Raw genomic sequence first — 18,748 nt, forward strand, 5'->3', positions numbered from 1 at the left:
TCGCCACTGTCCACACACCGGAGCAAGGCCATGATCGAACGCCGCCCGTTCAACAGCCTGGGTGGAGCCAACCACGGTTGGCTCGACGCCAAGCACCACTTCTCGTTCGCCAGCTACCACGACGCCGCCCGCATGGGCTGGGGCGCGCTGCGGGTCTGGAACGACGACACCATCGCCGCCAATACCGGTTTCCCGCCGCATCCCCATTCGGACATGGAAATCATCACCTACGTCCGCGACGGCGCGATCACCCACCAGGACAACCTGGGCAACAAGGGCCGCACCGAAGCCGGCGACGTGCAGGTGATGAGCGCCGGCACCGGCATCCAGCACGCCGAATACAACCTGGAGCCGGGCACCACGCGCATCTTCCAGATCTGGATCATCCCCGACGCCCGCGGCGGTGCACCGACCTGGGGCAGCAAGCCCTTCCCCAAGGGCGACCGCTCGGGCCGTTTCGTCACGCTGGCCAGCGGTATCGATGGCGATGAGGACGCGTTGCCGATCCGCAGCAATGCGCGCGTGCTGGGTCTGAACCTCGCCGCCGGCGAATCGGCGCAGTACGACTTCGCCGGCAACCGCTTCGGCTACCTCGTGCCGGCCAAGGGCGCGATCGAAGTGAACGGCGTGCGCATCGAAGCGCGCGACGGCGCGGCTATCCGCAACGAAGGCACCATCACCGTGAAGGCTCTGGAGGACGCGGAAGTGGTGCTGGTGGACTCGGCGCCGTAACGCGCGCCGTACTCGAAAAAGCCCCCTCCCCATCGGGAGAGGGGCTCGAGCGGGGATCCCTCCCCGCACCGAAGGCCTCACCCCCTTCGACCGCCCGTCGGCCCGTAACCGGCGCGCTTCCCGGGCATGGCAGCATCGTGATGGCTGCGACCGGTCCGACTCCCGCAGCACATTCGAGAAGTTCGAACCGCCCCGCTCCCACACGAGGTGACGCCATGCTCGAGCTGCTGAACATCACCCCCTTCGGTGCGCTGCACACGCTGATCGCGATCATCGGCGTCCTCGCCGGTTTCATCGCATTGTTCCGCCACCGCCAGATCCGACTGGACTCCACTGCGGGGCGCCTGTTCTTCTGGTTCACACTCGGTGCGGCCGTGACCGGCCTCTTCATCTTCCGCCGCGGCGGATTCGGTCCGCCGCACGTACTGAGCGTGCTGACGCTGCTGGTGCTCGGACTGGCGTGGTTCGCCGAGAAGCGTTCCGGCTTCGGAAGGCTGTCGGGTTACGCCGCGGTGCTGCTCAACCTGACCGCGCTGTTCTTCCATTTCATTCCGGCCTCGGTCGAGACACTGACCCGCCTGCCGCTGGGCGCACCCTATGCCGCCGGGCCGGAAGACCCGCGCCTGTTTGGCCCCATTGGCGCCGCGTTCGCGGCCTATCTGATCGGAGCCGTTTGGCAGCTGCTGCGCGTGCGTGGCGCCGCAAGGCGGGCCTCCAGCGCGGGCGCCGATCTGGCCTGACGCCATTCGCCTGCGTGAATTCACGCCCCGGCCACGCGCCGGGGCGGCGGTTTTCACCGCCTGCCAACGCACTGCGCCGGAAAGTCGCTCTCCCACCCTTCAGATTCGCGCCCCGGGAGAGGTGTCCCATGGCCCGCCCCATCTGGACCGGCACGCTGTCGTTCGGCCTGCTGAACATCCCCATCAAGCTGATGACCGGCGAGCGTCGCGTCGACCTGCATTTCCGCATGCTCGACAGCCGCAACAATGCGCCAGTCCGCTACGAGCGCGTCAACGCCGAGACTGGCGAGGAAGTGCCGTGGAAGGAAATCGTCAAGGCCTTCGAGTACGACAAGGGCAGCTACGTCGTGCTGGAGGAATCCGACATCGTCGCGGCTTCGCCGGATCACAAGGAGACCGTGGACATCGAGACCTTCGTTCCGATCGACTCGATCGGCCCGGAGTTCTACGAGAAGCCCTATGTGCTCGAGCCGGGAAAGAAGGCCGAGAAGGGGTACGTGCTGCTGCGTGAAGTGCTCAAGCGCACCGGCCAGGCGGGCGTGGGTCGCGTGGTCATCCGCACGCGCGAATACCTGGCCGCGGTGGTGCCCAAGGACGACGCACTGATGCTGCTGATCCTGCGTTTCGCGCAGGAGCTGGTGGACCCGGAGGAATACAAGCTGCCCGAGGGAAACCTGGAGAAGTGGAAGATCTCCACGCGCGAGATCGACATGGCCAAACAGCTCATCGAATCGATGAGCTCGGACTGGAAGCCGGACGAGTTCAGGGACGACTTCCGCGAACGCCTGACGAAGGTCATCGAGGAGCGCGTGAAGTCCAAGCACGTGGTGCGCAAGCCCGTCGCCGAGGACGCGCTGCCGGAGAACGCCGCCACCAACGTCATCGATTTCGCCGACCTGCTCAAGCGCAGCCTGGAGAAGAAGGGCGGCAAGCCCGCGCCGGCGCCCGCGCCAGCGCCGGCCAAGAAGGCGACCAAGAAGGCCGCGGCCAAGAAGGCGCCAGCGCCGCGCAAGCGCACCGGACGAAAGTCCGCCTGAGACCGGACGCACACGGCCACCGAGATGGACGCGCCACGCCTGACCAGCGCCGAGCGCGTCGTGTTCCCCGATGCCGGCATCACCAAGGGTGACGTCGCTGATTACTACCGCGCCGTCGCGCGCTGGCTTCTTCCCGAACTGGTGCACAGACCGCTCTCGCTGGTGCGTTGCCCGGATGGCATCGCATCGCACTGTTTTTTCCAGAAGCACCATGCCGGCGCGCTGGGCGAGCACGTCCGCGCGATCCGCCTGCAGGAACTGGAAGGCGAGGACGACTATCTGTACGTGGACGATCTCGCCGGCGTACTCGAACTGGTGCAGATGAACACGCTCGAATTCCATGTCTGGGGCGCGCGCGTGGACGATGTCGAGAAGCCCGACCGGCTCGTCTTCGACCTGGATCCCGATGAAGGCATCGCCTGGAACGACGTCAAGTCCGCCGCACGACAGGTGCGCGACCGCCTCGCGCATGTAGGCCTGCGCAGCTGGGTGCGCCTGTCCGGTGGCAAGGGACTGCACGTGGTGGTGCCGTTGCGTCGCAGCGCGGACTGGGGACAGGCGAAGGCGTTCAGCGATGCCTTCGCCGATGCGATGGTCGAGCACGCACCGGACCGTTTCGTATCCACGGCGTCCAAGAGCGCACGCACCGGACGCATCTTCATCGACTGGCTGCGCAATGCGCGTGGCGCCACCAGCGTGACCGGTTGGTCGCTGCGTGCACGCGCGGGCGCGCCGGTGGCGATGCCGCTGAGCTGGGACGAACTGGGCCGCGTGCGCCATCCCGGTGCGTTCGACCTTCGCAAGGCCATGCGCCGCGCACGCCTGCTGCGCCGCGACCCGTGGACCGGACTGCTGCGCGTGCGCCAGACGATTCCCGCCAGCATCGACTGAACTTCACGCCCGCCTTGCATGGGTGAACGTCGATTGCGGATGCGTTTGCTAGCGTGATTGGCATGAACACGCGGATCCTGCTCCTCTGCAAGGGAAACATCTGCCGCAGCCCGATGGCCGAGGTCATGCTGCGCGACCGACTGCGGCGAGACGACGTGCACATCGAATCGGCCGGATTGGCCGCGATGCGCGGCGCCCCCATCGACCCTCGCGCGCAGAACGCACTGCTCGCGCACGGCCTGAGCGCCTCCGACCATGTCGGACGTCAGGCCGATCGCATGGTGCTGCAACGCGCCGACCTGGTGCTTGCGATGGAGCAGCGGCAGGTCGCCGCGGTACTCGCGCAGTGCCCGATCCTGCGCGGACGCGTGGCGCTGTTCTCGCACTGGAACGGCGCAGACGACATCGACGACCCCTACGGCCGCGATCAGCGCGTGTTCGACGAAACGTATGAACGTCTGCATGCATGTATCAGTCAATGGCAAACAAAACTGTGACGCGGTGATTTCATTCGCTTCATGGTTGTGCTCGCGCAGTGAATGATTCATTCATCTGAACACAAGTTATCGCGATCAACAGGTTCACGAGGGTGAACCTGCTTTATTTCATCTCATCATCAACTCGCGATACATAGATTCGTTCGCGCATGGAGGCATGGCGTCGATATCGACATCGCGAACGATGCCTTCATGCCTGAGCGGTTGGTTGTTGTCGGTGCGCATGCACACGGAATCCAACATCACTGTTTCCATCCGAGGTGCGTGCATGAGGGACCCAAAGCTGGTTGCAGCCAGCGCCATTGCGTTGGCCGTGACGTTGTTCGCTCTCTTCTCCATGCGCACGTGGGCGAAGAAGATCGGCCTCGTCGACCGGCCCAGTTCGCGCAAGCACCACCGCGGAAGCATTCCGCTGATCGGCGGGCTGTGCTTCTTCCTCGGCACGCTGGTGGGATTGAGCTACCTGGGTTACCTCGACGGATTCGTGACCGCCCTGCTGGCCGGCAGCGTGCTGATCGTCGCCGCCGGCGCGCTGGACGACGCCAGCGACCTCAGCGTGGCCTCGCGCCTGCTCATCGAAGCCGGCGCCTGCGGGCTGGTGATCTTCATGTCCGGCTTCTATGTGCACGACCTGGGCGAGATCATCGGCACGCGCCACATCGACATCGGCCTGTTCGGCATACCGTTCACGATCATCGCCGTGATCGGGCTCATCAACGCCTTCAACATGATGGACGGCATCGACGGCCTGGCCGCCTCGATGGCGATGGTGTGCATCGTGGCCATCGGGATGTTCGACGATTCCGGCTGGTCGGTGCCCGGCGTTCTGGTGATGCTGCAGGTGTTGTTCGCGGCCCTGGTGCCCTACCTGTTCGTCAACATGGGCTGGCCGGATGGCCGCAAGGTGTTCATGGGCGACGCCGGCAGCACGCTGATCGGTTTCCTGCTGGCGTGGGGGCTGGTCTACATGAGCCATGCGAAGGTCGGACGACTGGCGCCGCCGGATGTGCTGTGGTGCGTGGCGCTGCCTGTGATGGACACCCTGGCCGTGATGTATCGCCGCATCCGGATGGGCAGCTCGCCGTTCCGCGCGGATCGTCAGCACCTGCATCACTTGCTGCTCGACACCGGGATGCCTTCGCGCCTGGTGCTGCTGTGCATGGTCGTCGCGGCCTGCGCGCTGATGCTTCTGGGCTATGGGCTGCGCAACGCGCCACAGTCGCTGGGGCTGGCCGCTTTCGTCCTGCTGATGGCACTGCACGTGTGGTGGGTGCCGAGAATGCTGGTACGACTGCGTGGACGCTGGCCCGCGCGCGAGCCACGCCCGGCCCCGGTCGCGTCGCCGCTGCAGAGCGCGCCCAACCATGGCATTTCCTTCCTCAGCGCACTCGCCCGCTTCGACGATGAGGACGATGAGCGCAGCTACAACGCGTCCCATCGCGTGGGCGTCGCCCTGGCGGCGGGGCCGCGCGCGGGGAATCCGTCGCCGGACGACGAAGGCCCGGTCGTGCCGGTGCGTGCGCTGTGCGTGCTGAGCGATTCACCGGATGCGGTGCAGGTGGCGCCGATCGCCCAGCAACTGGTGCGCGACGAGCGGTTCGAAACCACGCTGTGCGTGGCGTCCGAGGCCGAACAGGAAACGCCCACCGTGCTGCACCTGTTCGACCTGTCGGCCGACGTGCAGCTCGACATGCCCGCCGGCGACGACCACATGGAGGTCACCTCCGGTGCGCTGGGTGGAATGAGGCAGGTGATGGACCAGGTGCAGCCGGACCTGGTGGTTGTGCCGGGCGATGCGCCCGCGACGTTGGCGGCCACGCTGGCCGCGCATTACCACCAGGTCCCCGTGGTGTGCATCGACGGTGGACTGCCCACCGACGATGCCGCCACGGCGGTGGACGATCCGGGTCGTCGCATCGCGCGCACGCTGGCCTCGCTGCACGTGGCGTCGGATCAGTCCACCGGACGCCAGCTGGTGGCCGAAGGCGTACCGGCGCATCGCGTGATCGTCAGCGGCAACAGTGGGCTCGTCACGTTGCACGGCGCGCTGCAGCGTCTTCAACCGGGTGCCGACCTCGGGCGCGAGTTCGCCGAACGCTATGCCTTCCTGCGCGAAGGCGCGCCACTGGCACTGATGCTTCCCCTGGACGCGGAGGATGGCCACGCCACGCCGCTGCTGGACGCGTTGTACGTTGCGGCGACGCAGCGCCCGGCGATGGACCTGGTGTGCGTGGCCGGCCGCGCGAGCCACAGGTCCCGTGCAGACAACGTCCATCTGATCGAGCCGCCGGATTACCTCGCAGCGGTGTTCCTGCTGTGCCGCGCACAGATCGCGCACGTCGCACCGGGCCTGTACGCCGAAGCGTGCGCGATGCACGTGCCGCTGCTCGCGCTGGAACCGTTGCACCTTCCCGAAGGCGTGCGACCGCAGGTCCACCTGCTGGGCGGCGGGACCGATGCCATGGTCGAGCACCTGCTGCGCCTGGTGGACGAGCGCGCGGTCGCGCCGTCCACGCCGGCTTCCATGGCCGAGCGCGAAACGCTCCCCGGATTCCCCGACGGTGCCGCAATCCGCATCGTCGACGCCTTGGCGGGCCTGCGTTCTGCAGCCCATTCGTCGACCCTGTCGCGGGGCGCGGGTTCGCCAAACCTTGCCGGCGTCGGCCGTGCGTGGGAGGTCTCATGACCCACGCCAGCGCGATCCCGTTGCCGTACCTGCCGATGACCGTCCGGTCGTGGCCGCGAACCATGCAGAGCCTCGCGCCGTCGCGCGCGCTCGCGCTTGTCCCGCCCTCCCCCTACGGTGAAGAACCATGGCCACTCACGTGATCTCCCGGGCCGATACCGCCTACGTACCGCCCGCCGCAACCGCGGCCCGCGAAGACGATATCGACATCCCCACCCTGGTCTCGACGCTCAACGACAACAAGTGGCCGATCCTGATCGGCACACTGGCGTTCTTCGTGATCGCCGCGGCGTATGTGCTGATCGCGACGCCGAAGTACGAGGCCAATGCCGTCGTGCAGGTCGAATCGCGGCCGCCAACGGTGCCGGGTCTGAACAACAGCAACAGCGCCGCCCCCGCACCGCCCATCGTCGATGCACCCGCCGCGACGGAAACCCAGCTGCTCACCTCGCGTCGCGTGCTGGGCGAAGCGATCGAACGCCTGGACCTGGACACCGTCGCCAAGCCCGTGCGCATGCCATGGATCGGCGACATGGCCGCGCGTGCGCAGCAACGCATCGCACCGGGACAGCTGGCCTCGCCCATGTTCGGTCTGAACAGCTACGGCTGGGGCGGTGAACAGATCGACATCGGCCGTCTCGAGTTGCCCGACGCGCTGGTCGGCATGCCGCTCTCGCTCATCGTCGGCGAAGGCAAGCGCTACACACTGCTCGACCCCGACGGCCGCACGCTGGTGGAAGGTCGCGTTGGCCAGCCGGCCACCAACAACCGCGGCGTGACGCTCGACGTGCAACGCCTGATCGCCAATCCGGGCACGCGCTTCGAGGTGAAGCGCCTGAACTCGATGGCGATCATGGGCGAGCTCAAGAACGACATCACCGTCACCGAGCAGGGCCGCAATTCCGGCATCATCGCGCTGACCTATGCGCACGCCGATCCGCTGCGCGCAAAGCAGGTACTCGACCAGATCACCCAGGCCTACGTGCGCCAGAACGTGGCGCGCAACTCCGCCGAAGCCGCCAAGCGACTGCAGTTCGTCACCGAGCAGCTGCCCAAGGTGCGCCGTGAGCTCGCCGATGCGCAGGCGCGCCTGAACGACTTCCAATCGCGCACCCGCACCATGGACGTTGGCGTGCAGAACCAGGCGCTTCTCAACCAGAGCGTCGCGCTGGAGACAAGCATCCAGCAGTTGCAGGTGCAGCGCGCCGACATCGCCAGCAAGTACACGCCGGAGCATCCGGTGCACCAGTCGCTGATGCGCCAGATCGGTCAGTTCGAAGCGAAGAAGAACCAGATCCTCGGCCGCATCGGCGAGCTGCCGGACACGCAGCAGGGTCTGTTCCGCCTGAACCGCGATGTGGAGGTGATCAACCAGACCTACGCCAGCCTGCTCGACCAGGCGCAGCAGCTCAACATCGCCGCCGCCAGCGCGGTGGGCAATGCGCGCGTGATCGATCCTGCCGACGTGAACATGGACAGCCCGTCGTGGCCGAAACCGCTGCTGGTGGTCGCCGGTGGCACGCTGCTGGGCGCGATGCTGATGGTCGCCTTCGTGCTGACCCGACAGATGTTCCGTCGCGGCGTGGAAGACCCGGTGGACATCGAACTGCTTGGCCTGCCGGTGTATGCGTCCATTCCGTTCAGCGCCAAGGGCAAGCAGATCGCCGGGCCGCCGGGGCAGCGCCGTCGTGACGGCAAACAGCGCCTGCTGGCGTTCCGTTCGCCTTCGGACCTTGCGGTGGAAGCGCTGCGCACGCTGCGTACCAGCCTGCATTTCGCGCGCTTCGAGATGAAGAACAACATGCTGATGATCACCGCGCCCAGCCCGGGCGTGGGCAAGACGTTCGTCTGCGCCAACCTGGCGGTGACCATCGCCCAGGCGGGCCAGCGGGTACTGCTGATCGATGCCGACATGCGTCGCGGCACGCTGCACCAGGCGCTTGGCACGCGTTCGGAGAACGGTCTGTCGGAGCTGATTTCCGGCCAGATCGACACCCAGACTGCCGTACGCACCGTGCCGGGCACCGACAACCTGTCGTTCATCTCGCGCGGCTCCGTGCCGCCGAATCCGTCCGAACTGCTGATGCATCCGCGCTTCCCGGCGCTGATCGACCGGCTGTCGTCGGAGTACGACATCGTGGTGATCGATACGCCACCGGTGCTGGCCGTAACCGACGCGGCGGTGATCGGCCACCACGTCGGCACCTGCCTGATGGTGGTGCGCTGGGGCCTGAACCAGCAGCGCGAAATCGCGTTGGCCAAGCAGCGTCTGGAGCAGAACGGCGTGGAGGTGCGCGGCGCCATCTTCAACGCGGTGCAGAAGCGCGGTTCGGGCCAGTACGCCTACACCTACTACGACTACCAGCCGGTGCGCGACCCGGCCCCGGCCCGGTGAACGCGATGCGCGAACAGATCACGATGTCGCCCTACTACGGCACGCCGGACTTCTCGCGGCTGATGCAGACCGGCGCGCCACGCCCGCCGCTGGACCCGGTGTCGGTCGCCGACCTGCTGCGCAATGCCTTCGTCTATCCGCCGTTCTCGATCTACGAAGGCGTACGGCTGGTCACGTTCGGCTTCTGTCCGCACGACGACATGCACACCGCGCCGCGCTTCCACTTCAAGTTCCGCAATGCCGGTGAGGTACCCGAACACCCGGAATCCGACCAGGACTGGGTGGGCGTGTACCACCGCATGCTGTGCGACGCCGTGCGCCACACCTGCACCGGCATGCATTCGCCGTGGCTGATGCAGAGCGGCGGCAAGGACTCCACCACGCTGGCCATCGCCATCGCCGACGCGCGCCCCGACACCACCTGCATCACGTATCTGGGAGGCAGCGAGGAAGACGAGATCGCATCGGCCACGCACGTCGCGCGCACGCTGGGCCTTCGTCACGAAACTCTGGTGTGCGATCCGGCGCGCGCGTACGACCGCTACCTGGCCGTGGTGGATCGCATGCCACTGCTCACGGCCGATTTCGCGCTCCTGTCGTATGTGGACCTGGGCACCGAGATTGCGATGCACGGCGGCGATGGCGTCATCGACGGCCTGGGTGCCGACAGCTACTTCGGTACACCGATGAGTCGCAACCAGCACATCCTCAAGCGACTCTCGCGCGACCTTCCCCTGCCCGGCCGTCTGTCGGAGCTTCCAGGCATCGAACGCAGTTTCCGTCTGTGCTACCTGCTGAGCACGCTGCGGATGAACCCAATCGAGCGCGTCTTTCCCGGCTCGCGCTTCAGCGACGACGAAGTGGACGAGCTGTTCGGACGCGACATCGCGCATTCATCGCGCCAGCGCCTTGAGCTGTTCAAGGAGGAGATCGAGTCGGCGACCAGCTCATGGGAGTGGCGCGACATGTCCACGTCCATCGCCGGTTCCGCGGGCGCGTTCGCCAAGGGACTGTACGCGAGCGCGGCGCTCTCGCTGCAGGTCGCCTACCCCTTCTGCGATCTGGACCTGCGCGAATGGATCCATCACGAGGTGCCGCGTTACCAGAAGGTCGATCCGGCCACCAGGCTCAACAAACTCCTGATCCGCGAGCACATCGCCACGCGCTTCGACGATCTTCCCTACGTGCGCGGCAAGGGCAGCTTCCGTTTCGACGTTCGGGGACTGGCGCGCACGCGCTTTGATCGCGTCCGCGAGCTGGCCGAACGCTCGCGCGACTTCCTGCCGGGTGCCGTCGGCTGGCTCGACCGCAACCGCTCGCGACTGGACAACAAGTACCACGCCTCGCGCTTCTACCTGCTCGCCATCGTCCTGCCATGGCTGGAACACGCGGTCGCCGCCGGCACACGGGACGACAGGGAGTCGACGCGTACCCTCGCCCATGCCTGACCGCCAACGCCGGCGCGTGTCGTGGTGTCTGCTGCTGGCGCCGGCCGCGCCGGTGCTGGTTTACGCCGCCGCGCCGGCGCGTGGCGATGCAAAGGTCGACGTCCGCGACTACGATGCGCGCGGCAATGGCGTGGCGGACGACACGCGCGCCTTCCAGGCCGCCATCAACGCGTTGCCCGACAGCGGCGGCACCGTGCAGGTCCCGCCGGGCGATTACCTGATCAATCCCGTGGTCGGCGTACAGCTGCGCGACCGCATGCACCTGGCGATGGCGCCGGGAACGCGGCTGATGGCCAAGCCCAATGCGGCCGAACGCGCTTACGTGCTCAATGTGAATCGCGTCGAGGACGTGGAGATCTCCGGCGGCCGCATCATCGGCGAACGCGGTGCGCACCTGGGCTCGACCGGTGAATGGGGACACGGCGTGATGATCCGCGGTTCGCAACGCGTCACCGTGCGGGATATCCACATTTCGCACTGCTGGGGCGACGGCATTTCCATCGGCGGCGCGAAGGAAGGCGGCCGCATCGTGCCCAGTCGCGACATCACCATCCAGCGCGTGCAGAGCATCGGCAACCGTCGCCAGGGCCTGACCATCGGCCGCTCGCGCCAGGTGCGGGTGTACGACTCCACCTTCGCCGACACGGAGGGCACGCTTCCCGCCAGCGGCATCGACGTCGAGCCGGATGCCGGCGACATGGCCGACGACGTCCTGATCGCCCGATGCATCGTCCGCGGAAACCGGGGCGCCGGCATCCAGCTGTACAAGCAGGTGTCCAACGCCATCGTGCGTGAATGCACGATCGAGGATAACCGCGGCGCGGGCATCCTCACGCTGGGCGCGCGCCAATGCACCATCGAGGACAATCGCATCCGGCTCAACGCCCTCGGTGGAATAGCCGTGCGGCCGGGAACGCGCGAACTGACGATCGCGCGCAACGAGTTCTCCGACAACGGGCCGCGCATCCGCACGAAGGACGGATCAGCGCGCAAAGGCAAGCGGCACGTTGCCATCGGCGACGCCACGTCCGATATTCGCGTGGACAACGACAACCGCTATCTCGACTGAGCAATCGCGTGCGTCGTTCGCGCGTTGTGCATCGCAAATAGCGCAAGCGCAGTCATCAACTTGAACACGGCTCTGACTGAACGATTCAGTTTCGTTTGTTTGCGCGCGTCCGCAAAAACGCGAATCGCAGGCTGAAATTCAAATTCGTTGCGATAAGGTGCGTGGCAAGTCACGAAGATGATCGTGGCGTGAGGATGCTGAATCAGCATCTCCCGCCCCGCCGCACCACGCGGCAACGGGGGCGCTTTACTCCCGGAACCGACATGAATCCACCGCTTTCTCCTGCATCCGCGGCGACGCCTGAACGTCGCGAATTCCTCCGCAAGAGCCTCCTGCTCAGCATTCCGCCGATGCTCGGCTTCACCGGCATCGGAAAGGTCTTCGCCGCCACGGGCGCGACGACCGCCGCCACCTACTCACCGTCCGCGCGTGCGCGCGGCTCGGCCACGGTGAGCGTGCGCACCTATGGCGCGCAGGGAAACGGCAGCAATGACGACACCGCGGCCTTCCAGGCGGCGATCGATGCCCTGCCCTCCAGCGGCGGCACCGTGACCGTTCCGGCCGGCGACTACGTCATCGATCCGACCGTCAACGTCCGCCTGCGCAGCAAGATGCACCTGCAGCTGGCCAGCGGTGCCCGCCTGCGCGCCAAGCGCAACAGTTCCGAACGCGCCTATGTGCTGATGGTCTACAAGGTGTCCGACGTGGAAATCTCCGGCGGTCAGATCATCGGCGACCGCGATACACACCTGGGCACCACCGGCGAATGGGGCCACGGCATCATGATCCGCGGCGCTTCACGCGTCACTGTCCGCGACATGCGCATCTCCGATTGCTGGGGCGATGGCGTGTCGATCGGCGGCGCGATGGTCACCGGCGCACCGACCATTCCCTGCAACGACGTTGTCATCACCAACATCGTTTCGACCAACAACCGCCGCCAGGGCCTCACCATCGGCTGTTCGAGCAACGTGAAGGTCTACGACAGCGAGTTCAGTTACTCCAACGGCATCGCGCCGCAGTGCGGCATCGACATCGAGCCGGACTCGGACGATTCGCGAACCACCGACACGGTACTGATCCAGAACTGCCTGATCCGCCGCAACAAGGGCAACGGGATCCTGTCGTACAAGCGTGTGAAGGGCGTGACGGTGAAGAACTGCACGCTCGAGTACAACGGCGGCTACGGCCTGCTGACGGTGGGCGCCATAAGCGGATACATCGCGCAGAACCGATTCCAGCACAACTACCTGTACGGTGCGATGTTCTCGGCGGCCAGCAAGAGCTACCAGACCAGCGGCAACGTCTTCAAGAACAATCACACCCGCATGCATGGCGTGAACACGGCCACCACACCGTACGTGACCATGACGGGGCTGGTGGCCGGCAACAACGGCAATGGCGCGCACATCGCCAAGACCGGCGACAGCACCGACATCCGCGTGACGAGCAACCAGTACGCGAAGTAGACGGAACGCAACCCAGGCACGAAACGGCCGGCATCTGCCGGCCGTTCTCGTTTGTGATGCCTGCATCGAATCCGGCGTGCGAATCCGTGACACGCACTGCAATGTGTCGACTGCACGCGCGATGCAAAGTGTCGTTCATGTCCCGATGGAAAGATGATCGCAGCGTGGACGGCTGCGCGGATGCGTCTGGCTAGAATCCGGACGACCTTCCCGATGGACGCACGCCGCACGCATCGCAGCAGGGACCTTGCGATGCATGCCACCCACGACGATGCGCATTGCCCTCTTCGCAAACACCGACTGGTACCTCTACAACTTCCGGCTCTCGACCGCCCAGCACCTGCAGGCCAACGGGGCCGACGTGGTGATGGTTTCGCCCCCTGGCGAGTTCGGCGAGCGTTTCGCCGAGCACGGCATCCGTTGGGTGACGCTGCCGATGGACCGCGCCAGCCTCAACCCGCTGCGCGAGGCGTTCACGGTGCGGCACCTCACCGCCCTTCTGCGGCGCGAGCGACCCGACCTGATCCACAACTTCACGGTGAAGTGCGCCGTGTACGGAGCGCTTGCCGCGCGCTTGTCCGGCGTTCCTGCCGTGGTGAATGCCGTGGCAGGCCTGGGCTATGTGTATGCAAGCAACGGCCTGAAAGCGCGTGTTCTGCGCCCGGTGGTGAGCACCCTGTTGCGCGCGACGCTGGGCCACGGCGCGTCAAGGGTGATCGTGCAGAACCCTGACGACGCAGCCGCGCTGTCCGCATCGAACCTGGTGTCGGACGACAAGATCCGCCTCATCCGCAGCTCCGGCGTGGATGTGGAACGCTTCCAGCCGAGCGAACCCGACGATGCGCAACGCCCCCTGCGCGTACTGCTCGCCGCGCGCTTGCTGCGCGAGAAAGGCGTGGCGGAGTTCGTCGAGGCGTCGCGCATGCTGCAGGTGCGCGGTCGCAACGTCGAATTTCTTCTGGCCGGAACCCCGGACCCGGGCAATCCCAGCTCGTTCGCGCGCGAGGAAGTGGAACAGTGGGGCCGGAAGGGATTGGTGCGATGGCTGGGCCATGTCGACGACATGCCGGCGCTGCTCGCCTCGGTGGACGTGATGGCGCTGCCCAGCTACTACCGCGAGGGCGTCCCGCGCTGCCTGATCGAAGGCGCCGCCAGTGGTCTTTGCCTGATCACCACCGACCTTCCCGGTTGTCGCGAAGTGGTCACGCGCCACGGCGAAGACGGATTGCAGGTGCCGCCACGGGACGCGCCTTCGCTTGCGGCGCTGCTGATGCACCTGGACGATGATCGTGCGACGGTCCATCGGCTGGGCGCGAAGGCGCGGGAACGCGCGGTCGCCCATTTCGATGAGCGACTGGTCATCGGCAGGACGCTGGACGTGTACGAAGAGCTGCTGTCGACGCCGCTTCCGGCGCGCGTCGACGCGCTGGAATGCGCACGCGAATGAGCGTGAACGCATGGCGACCGGCGGCGACGGCGATCAGCCTGCTCTGGCTGGCCACACTCGCGGGCGCGGGCATGGTGTTCCTCGCGCAACTGCTGCTGGCGCGGCGACTCGGCCCCGAGGAGTACGGCCTGTTCGCCTCGTCGCTGGCGACGGTGAGCGTGATCGCGCCGCTGGCGGGATTCGGCCTGTCGCAGTTCCGCCTGAAAGCGTATGGCAGCGAAGGTTGGCAGGCAGACCGCTGGCTACGTCCGGCGCTGCGCTTCTCCACGTTCACGGGTGCGATCGCGATCGCCTGCGTCGTCGCGTGGGCGGTGTTCGGCAATGCGGTGGACGACGCAACCCAGCGGACGTTGCTGCTGCTGGTTCCGGTGATTGCGGGCGTGTTCGCGGTCGACCTGGTCGGCAGCAAGCTGCGCCTGGAGGAACGCCATCGCGCGCTCGCCGGTTGGCAGTTGCTGATGCCGGCGGGTCGATTGGCGGTGGCGACGACACTGCTGGCATGGCCCATCGCCAACGCCTCCGCGGCAGCGTTGGGCTATGGGCTGGTGGCACTGCTGATCGGTTCGCTGGCGATGCCGCAGTTGCTGGCGATGCAGCGCGGGCGTATCGAGCTGAAGGGCCATGGTCCGCGCCCACCCTCGCTGGAACTGTCTTCGCCCGGAGCGATGCAGCTGTGGTCGCAGGCGTGGGCGTTCGGCGTGGCGGCGGTGCTGTATCCGGTGTTCTTCCAGGTGAGCACGGTGCTGTTGAAGTACCTGCACAGCAACGCGCAGGCGGGCCACTACGGCGTCGCGCTCGCCGTGATGACCGCGCTCTACCTGTTCCCGGCGACGGTCTACCAGAAGTACCTGCTGTCGCGCCTGCACCGTTGGGCCGTGCACGACCGCCCGCGTTTCTGGCAGGTGTATCGCCTGGGAAACCTGGCGATGTTCGCCGCCGGGCTGGTGGTCGGGCTCGCGCTGGCCGTGCTTTCTCCGTGGGTGATCCCCTGGGCGTTTGGCCCTGCTTACGCGGATGTTCCCGTTCTGCTGGGAATCCTCGCAATCTGCGTGCCCATTCGATTCCTTTCGACGGCCGTTGGCTCGGCGCTGCTGACCGAACATCACATGCGCTATCGCGTCGTCGCGATGCTGCTGGCGACCGTCGTCGCGGTGCTGCTCAACTGGCTGGCGATACCGCGTTTCGGCGGTATCGGCGCGGCCTGCGCAACCGTCATCGCCGAAGCCGTGCTGCTTGCGGCGATGTGGTTCGGCGTACGCCATTGGGTGAAACGGGAGATCGTGCCTTGAGTCCCCATCTGCGCACCGCCTTCACCGGCTACTACGGCATGTGCAACTTCGGCGACGATCTGTTCGGCGTGCTCTGCGCGGCCGCGGCACGCCGCTACTGGAATGCCGATCCGCGACTCATCGGCCCGCCACTGGCCGGTGTGGACGCCGATGCCACCTGGCCATTGCCGCGTGCGCTTTACGGTTCTGGTGGCGCGATCGGCAAAGCGGCGCGGCTGCTCGGCTTCGCGCGCGGGCTGCGCGGGACCGATGTGCTGGTGATGGGTGGCGGATCGGTGATCAACGCGCGCGAATCCTTCCGGCAGCCGATGATGCTGTCGGCACAGGCGCGTGGCCGGCTGCAGCTCGCCGCCGTGGGCGTGTCCATCGGTCCATTCGCCGACGCGGCGAGCGAGGAAGCAGCGGCGCGCTTCGCCCGTCATTTCGCCTACCTCTCGGTTCGCGACCACCGCTCATTCGAACTGGCCCAGCGCATGGGGCTGGAACGTATCGTCCACCGCGGTCGCGATCTCGCCGGCCTGCTGCCCATGGTTTCGGCCCCACTGCCGGCCGCGACCGACGACGACCGCAGCGTGCCGCGCATCGGCCTGGCGCCGTGTTGCTACTCCGTTCGCGCCGACCATCCCGCGCCCACGCCCGAGCGCTGGCACGAGGACTGCGCCAACGCGCTTGCGCGCATGGCCGCGCGGACACCGTTGCAGGTGGATGTGTTCAGCCTGAACGGCCATCCCGTGCATGGCGACGCAGCATTGGCACGCGACCTTCACGCACGCCTGCGCGCGTCTGGCATTCCGGTGCGCGTGCGCCAGTACGCGGGCGGCGATCCGATGGCGATGGTGCAGGCCATCCGCGGCTGCGATGCGTTCATCAGCGCGCGCCTGCACGGCGCCATCGTCGCCTACGTCTGCTCCATCCCGTTCGCCATCGTCGACTACCACCCGAAGTGTCGCGATTTCGCCGACGACGTTGGTCTCGCCGCGCATCTTCGCATCGATGAACGATCGAACGGAGAAGAGACGTTCACGCAGGTGCTCGATGCATTGCTGAACGATAGAGCGTGCAGGCCACTGCTTTCACCCGACGTATACGCGCGGGAGGCCCAGGACATATTCCAATGCGCTCCATGGTCGAACATCCCCGACTTCGCGACGAGAGCCGCCTGATGACGTCCGACGCCTTCACCGCGCCGGTCTCGGTGGTGGTGCCGTGCTACCGCTGCGGCGACACCATCGGCGATGCCGTCGCCTCCATCGCGGCGCAGACGCTGCCGCCACGCCAGGTGGTACTGGTTGACGACGCCAGCGGCGACGGTACGGTGCAGGCGTTGCACGCACTGGCGTCCGGCTATCCGCGCGGGTGGATCGATGTCGTCGCGCTGGCGCGCAACGGCGGCCCCTCGCGCGCGCGCAATGTGGGTTGGCAGCAGGCGCGCCAGGAGTACGTTGCCTTCCTCGACTCGGACGACACCTGGTCGGAGACCAAGCTTGAACTGCAGATGCGCGCACTGCGCGATGATCCGAAGATCGTGCTGATCGCACATCGCATGCAGGTGCGCGACCGCGCCGTCTCGCCCCCGTCCGCACCCACGACTGCGCGCACGCGCATCGTGCCGCGACGCCGCCTGCTTCTGAACAACCCGTTTCCGACGGCCTCGGTGGTGCTCCGTCGCGACCTTCCGTTCCGCTTCAACGAGGACTACCGCCGCGTGGAGGACTTCCTGCTCTGGGGCCAGATCGCGTTCTCGGGCTACCGCTGCGCGAAACTCGACCAGGTGCTGGCGTACTGGCACAAACCGAACTATGGCGCCGGCGGCCTGAGCGAAGACCTGCGCGCGATGCATCGTGCCGGCCGCGAAGTGCGTCGCGAGTTGTTGCGCCAGGGCCTGGTGAGCCTGCCCGAGCACTGCTTCGCGCGCAGCGTTGGAATGCTGCGCAAGTCGAGGCAACGCCTGCTGCTGGCATGGCGCCGCGCACAGGCGGGAGGTGCACCATGAACGCATCCGTCGACATGCTCTCGGCTCCGCAACCAAGGCGGCAAGCGGACGCACCCGCCGCCGCGGCCCTCAGCGCGCTGCTGTTGATCGCCGTCGCGCTGTTCGGCCTGTGGCTGGTGGGCATGCGCTCGCCCGACATCGGCACCGACACGCACACCTATGCCGGATTCTTCGAGAACCAGAACGAACAGGGCGTGGAGACGCGCCTGGAGCCCGGGTTCGTCTACCTGACCTACCTGCTGTGGAAGCTGGACGTCGGCGTCATCGGCTACCAGATCGTGCTGTTCGCGCTGTTGCTTGGCAGCATCGTGGTCTCCACACGACGCTACTTCGATTACCTGGGCGATACGCGGGGCTACCTCACCTTCCTCGGCGCGGCACTGATGCTGCTGTATGTCTCGCCGATGTTCGTCAACGCCTCGATAAACGCGGTGCGGCAGGGGCTGGCGGCACTGCTGGTGTTCACCTCGCTGCTGTCGTTCAAGGAACGGAGGTGGTGGTCGTTCGTCATCTACGGCGCCATCGCCAGCAGCCTGCATCTGTCGTCCTTGCTGTACCTGGTCTTTGCACCGGTGCTGCTGTTCGGAACGCGCATGCAGCGCGTCATCGCGGCCACCGCCTTCGTCATGTATGTCACGGGCCTTTCGATGGCCCTGGTGCGCGCGCTCATTCCCGGGCTGTATGAGGTGGTGATGAGCTACACCGCAAACTCGTACTACCGGTCGGGCGTGCGCGCTGATTTCGCGCTGTTCTCCATCTTCTGGTACATGGTTCCGCACGCCCTGGCGCCGCTGGTTCGCGCCGAGTACCGGCAGAAGATCAAGGACAGCACCGCTGTGTATCTGGCGATGATGCTGCCGTTCTTCGGCATCGGCTGGGGCTACTTCTCCAATCGCTACCTGCTGCCGGCATGGCTGTCGGTATCGTTGATCCTGGCTGCGATGCTCGTTCACAGCCGGATCCCGCTGGTGCGGCATCCGCTGTTGCTGCGCTTCGGACTGCTGCTGTCGTGCGCTGCGTTCTATTACTACGTCACCCACGAAATCGTCATCTGA

The 18,748-nt window shown here is 66.5% G+C and carries 15 protein-coding genes; all 15 read left to right on the top strand.

The window, feature by feature from the left end; genetic code table 11:
• Positions 1-30: 30 nt before the first annotated feature.
• The 15 genes from QLQ15_RS15140 to QLQ15_RS15210 all read left to right on the top strand — a co-directional run bounded on the left by QLQ15_RS15140 (position 31) and on the right by QLQ15_RS15210 (position 18,748).
• Positions 31-732: a pirin family protein gene (locus QLQ15_RS15140; protein ID WP_283213593.1), complete on the top strand. Its 702-nt coding sequence runs from the start codon at positions 31-33 to the stop codon at positions 730-732.
• Positions 733-947: 215 nt separating this feature from the next.
• Positions 948-1,472, top strand: coding sequence for a hypothetical protein (locus QLQ15_RS15145; RefSeq protein ID WP_283213594.1), 525 nt, complete (start codon positions 948-950; stop codon positions 1,470-1,472).
• Positions 1,473-1,600: 128 nt separating this feature from the next.
• A complete protein-coding gene (ku, locus tag QLQ15_RS15150; RefSeq protein WP_283213595.1) occupies positions 1,601-2,509 on the top strand; it encodes a non-homologous end joining protein Ku in 909 nt (302 codons plus the stop codon).
• 24 nt (positions 2,510-2,533) lie between these two features.
• Positions 2,534-3,400 carry a non-homologous end-joining DNA ligase gene (gene ligD, locus QLQ15_RS15155; protein WP_345782427.1) on the top strand — a complete coding sequence of 289 codons (867 nt, stop codon included), beginning with the start codon at positions 2,534-2,536 and terminating at the stop codon, positions 3,398-3,400.
• A 62-nt stretch (positions 3,401-3,462) separates the two neighbouring features.
• On the top strand, positions 3,463-3,897 hold the full coding sequence (locus QLQ15_RS15160; RefSeq protein ID WP_283213596.1) for a low molecular weight protein-tyrosine-phosphatase: 435 nt from the start codon (positions 3,463-3,465) through the stop codon (positions 3,895-3,897).
• A gap of 268 nt (positions 3,898-4,165) precedes the next feature.
• Positions 4,166-6,583: a UDP-N-acetylglucosamine 2-epimerase gene (locus QLQ15_RS15165; RefSeq protein ID WP_283213597.1), complete on the top strand. Its 2,418-nt coding sequence runs from the start codon at positions 4,166-4,168 to the stop codon at positions 6,581-6,583.
• Between the two features lie 127 nt (positions 6,584-6,710).
• Positions 6,711-8,978: a polysaccharide biosynthesis tyrosine autokinase gene (locus tag QLQ15_RS15170; protein WP_283213598.1), complete on the top strand. Its 2,268-nt coding sequence runs from the start codon at positions 6,711-6,713 to the stop codon at positions 8,976-8,978.
• Positions 8,979-8,983: 5 nt separating this feature from the next.
• Entirely contained in the window at positions 8,984-10,426 is a 1,443-nt protein-coding gene (locus QLQ15_RS15175) for an asparagine synthase-related protein (RefSeq protein ID WP_283213599.1), read from the top strand.
• Positions 10,419-11,495, top strand: a complete 1,077-nt coding sequence (locus QLQ15_RS15180; RefSeq protein ID WP_283213600.1) for a right-handed parallel beta-helix repeat-containing protein — start codon at positions 10,419-10,421, stop codon at positions 11,493-11,495. The genes QLQ15_RS15175 and QLQ15_RS15180 overlap by 8 nt, the downstream gene beginning before the upstream one ends.
• 263 nt (positions 11,496-11,758) lie before the next feature.
• On the top strand, positions 11,759-12,964 hold the full coding sequence (locus QLQ15_RS15185) for a right-handed parallel beta-helix repeat-containing protein (RefSeq protein ID WP_283213601.1): 1,206 nt from the start codon (positions 11,759-11,761) through the stop codon (positions 12,962-12,964).
• A 271-nt stretch (positions 12,965-13,235) separates the two neighbouring features.
• Positions 13,236-14,411 (top strand): glycosyltransferase family 4 protein, encoded by a 1,176-nt coding sequence (locus tag QLQ15_RS15190; protein WP_283213602.1) that lies wholly within the window; start codon positions 13,236-13,238, stop codon positions 14,409-14,411.
• Positions 14,408-15,700, top strand: a complete 1,293-nt coding sequence (locus tag QLQ15_RS15195; RefSeq protein ID WP_283213603.1) for a lipopolysaccharide biosynthesis protein — start codon at positions 14,408-14,410, stop codon at positions 15,698-15,700. Before QLQ15_RS15190 ends, QLQ15_RS15195 begins: the two co-directional genes overlap by 4 nt.
• Entirely contained in the window at positions 15,697-16,863 is a 1,167-nt protein-coding gene (locus tag QLQ15_RS15200) for a polysaccharide pyruvyl transferase family protein (protein WP_283213604.1), read from the top strand. The genes QLQ15_RS15195 and QLQ15_RS15200 overlap by 4 nt, the downstream gene beginning before the upstream one ends.
• On the top strand, positions 16,824-17,693 hold the full coding sequence (locus QLQ15_RS15205; RefSeq protein WP_283213605.1) for a glycosyltransferase family 2 protein: 870 nt from the start codon (positions 16,824-16,826) through the stop codon (positions 17,691-17,693). Before QLQ15_RS15200 ends, QLQ15_RS15205 begins: the two co-directional genes overlap by 40 nt.
• The gene (locus QLQ15_RS15210; protein ID WP_283213606.1) at positions 17,690-18,748 is read left to right on the top strand and encodes an EpsG family protein; all 1,059 of its coding nucleotides are present in this window, start codon (positions 17,690-17,692) and stop codon (positions 18,746-18,748) included. The genes QLQ15_RS15205 and QLQ15_RS15210 overlap by 4 nt, the downstream gene beginning before the upstream one ends.

This window comes from Lysobacter stagni, from assembly GCF_030053425.1.
GTDB lineage: Bacteria > Pseudomonadota > Gammaproteobacteria > Xanthomonadales > Xanthomonadaceae > Lysobacter_J > Lysobacter_J stagni.